This window comes from Pseudomonas sp. TWP3-1 (genome assembly GCF_049896625.1).
GTDB lineage: Bacteria > Pseudomonadota > Gammaproteobacteria > Pseudomonadales > Pseudomonadaceae > Aquipseudomonas.
This window is the reverse complement of sequence record NZ_JAFCUQ010000041.1, coordinates 1-3,092: the sequence shown is the minus strand read 5'-3', so window position 1 is coordinate 3,092 and position 3,092 is coordinate 1. Positions and strand designations below refer to the sequence as shown.

Genomic DNA, 3,092 nt, shown 5'->3' with positions numbered 1-3,092 from the left:
GTGGTGGTGAAGTTTGGCGTACCGATAGCGACCATCACTGTGCCGGCAGAGGGCGGCACGACCACGCGTACATCGGATTTCAGCGGCTCAACGACTGCGCTTGGCGATTCTATCGAGTTGTGGCGCGGGAACACGCTGCTTGCCAAAGATATTCGAATTACCAATGGAACCTGGATGGCGAAAGATATCAAGCTGGACGCGGGGCTTAATCAAAAGGTGGATGTTTTCGTTCGGCAGGACAATCAGTCCAGTGAAAGGACTACTCGCACCGTGACGGTGGTCCCTAATAAGGTGAAGATTGATTCGCCCAAGGGTACGCAGAACATGGGGAGTCTAATGAGGGTGTCGGGAGTGGGGGCTGTGTCGGGCGATAAGATTGTTCTCCAGCGTCGGGGAGGGCACGCCTACGACTTTCCTCCCGTAGAGGTCGATGACTACGGCCACTGGACGACGAATCAGGCGCACAACCTGGTTCAGGATCAAACCCTCGCCGCTGTCGCGCGCGCGGGTGTGGGACTGTATTCTGCACCGTCTGACGCGATCACTCCGACATTGCTGTACACAACAGCCCCCCACTTCACCGAACCTCAGGCCGGCGACAGGACTGGCACCAAGCCGATTTGCAAAGGACTGGCCAGAGCAGGATCGACGGTTACCGTTGCTCAGTGGTTCAACGGCGCGAGCGTGCTGGCGACAACCGTGGCCGACGCCGATGGCCGTTGGGAGGTGCAAAGCACAGTGGCGTTGCCGGCTGGGGCGAATTGGATGCAGGCGCGCGATACGTTGGCCGGTCAACACTCCGAGTGGCGCAGGAGTGAGTGTTTTCAGGTCACGTCTGCTGTCGCCGACTTTACTCCACCTATCGTTGATTTCCCCAAGCCGGGAGAAGAGGTAGGCCTGAAGACGGCATTTTCCGGTAGAGGACTAGCGGGTGCCGAAGTTCATGTCTACAAAAAAGGCGTCGGGAGCGTGCCGTTGGCGACGTTTACAGTGGGCCGCAACGGGCGCTGGAGCGGGTCTTTGAACCAACCGCTGCCGATTGGAGATTACACATTCTCGGTGAATCAAGAACGCGATAGCGTCAAATCGGGATGGTTGATGCCGGATCGGACGGTAAAAATTGTTCAGTTGCCTGCAGGTTTTGCGAAACCGGCGATCACTTCGCCTGAGAGCAATTCGGGCAAGATTTTGGAGTCCAACCCGGAGATCACCGGTACAGGCCTTGCCGGTTCGACGTTGTACGTATATCGCGACAACAGCGTGAACATTGTTGCCCAAACGCATGTGCAAGCCAACGGTCAATGGAAGACCCGTTGCACAAACAATCTTGCGTTGGGAGATCGCAAGCTTGCCGCACAGCAGCACCGTGACGGGAGTGTTTCGGCAGGTTCTGGCATTTTGATCCATATCAAGATCGGTACCGACCCGCTACCCCCGCTCATCACCAATATCCTCCCAGAAGATGACGTTCCGCATAATCTCGTACTGGAAGGCAAGGCTATGCCGGGCGCCAGGGTTAATCTTTATAAACACGGAATTCCTACCGTAATCGGAACCGGTATCGCCGATAAAGACGGAGTCTGGACGATAAAGTTGTATAACTTGCCGCTCGGTGAATTCATATTCAACGGAAAGACGGTGCATGGCACAGTGGCGTCGGGGTGGATGGCACTGTTCAAAGTCTATATACACAACTTCGGCTGACCATCGAACCACCCGATACCAGGCCCTCCCTCGAGGGCCTTTTTTCTGGGTGTGCATAGCCCGTTTTTACCACTTGCAGGACACAGTCGGAGAGGGCTGTGGGAAGAGTTACCGTTTGTCGGGACTGTCAGATCTGTCAGGTGTGGCGTTCAAGCGTATCGGCATTCAATGGACCTACATGCCTTCGCCGGCACAGCAGCCCTTGAACGATGACGGACTCCATCATGAAAAAAACAGACAAACCTGAAAAGAAGTCCCGCGCCAAGTTGCCAAAACAACCTGCAACTGTCGGCAGCCTTGAGCCTAACGCCGATTCCGTAACGTTCTCTGGCGAATCAGTCGTATTGGATCTGGAAAATATTCCCTATAGCACACGTCTGCCAGTGACTATCACAGCGAGTAAAGATGGCTACTCGGCAACACTGAGCGCCGAGTGTTGGTGGAGTGATGCGGGCGATACTTTCACTTTTAGAACACTTTCGTATAGGGCCACGAACAATGGCCAAAACGGCGGGAACGTACGGGTTCTCGTCGTTGCAGGGGGGGCAGATAAGTGGGAAGAAGAGCTTATGGGCAACGCGACCCAGGACGGGCAGGATCATGTTTTGGTTCGAGCAAAGACGATCACGGCAAGAGGTACTACGGCGCGATGTACCTTCGGGTATGAATACGACGTTCCAGTGTGGGGTGACGTCGACATGGCTACCCATGTAGATGTGGTTATGCCGGCCCTTGCTTCGCCCGTCATGAACCCGATCAAAAATGTCAATAGATCAAGTTTTCCTGTGTCAGGAACTTCGGGAATACCCGGTGCTGAACTCCGGGTTTACAGAAATTTCGACTACATCACCGCACTTGCAACCATACATCCAGGTGGATCCTGGACGGCGACAGTCAATCTTCCTGACAACCTGAATGAAATGTCGATTGGTTCCTACCAAAAAATAGGAAATCAGGAATCTGCACCGTCGAATGGTTTCCGGGTCTACCGGGCAGCAATCACCTCACCGACGGAAAACGAGGTAGTGCCCGAGAAAGGGTTAACGTTCAGGGGCATCGCCGCACCAGGTACTGTGATGACAGCCGTCAGGAACGGTTTTGGAAACCTTTGGTCCAACCGCGTCAACACCGGTCAGGGAACGACTTGGGCAGCGGCAATGTTGCCGAATCTTGGTTTGAAGAGCGGTGAAATAATCGTCATTGGAGAGATTGACGGGCCTTCTCACTACACTTACCCAGTCAAGTTCTGGCTCTTGGGTTATCCACGCTTCACCAACACTGTCTTCGACGTAACTGTGGGCTTCACCCTCACTGGCAATAACCGTTTATCCGGCGCCGAGGTGACTGCCTACATAGGTTCTTCGGGGACATTGGTTGGAACGGCACTG

The 3,092-nt window shown here is 54.5% G+C and carries 2 protein-coding genes; both read left to right on the top strand.

Features of this window, described 5'->3' with window-relative positions:
• Positions 1–1,704 (top strand): hypothetical protein (locus ACP7BN_RS27640; RefSeq protein ID WP_426206971.1); only part of this gene is annotated, 1,704 nt, incomplete at its 5' end.
• 224 nt (positions 1,705–1,928) lie between these two features.
• Positions 1,929–3,092: hypothetical protein (locus ACP7BN_RS27635; RefSeq protein ID WP_426206970.1), on the top strand; the 1,164-nt coding region annotated here is incomplete at its 3' end.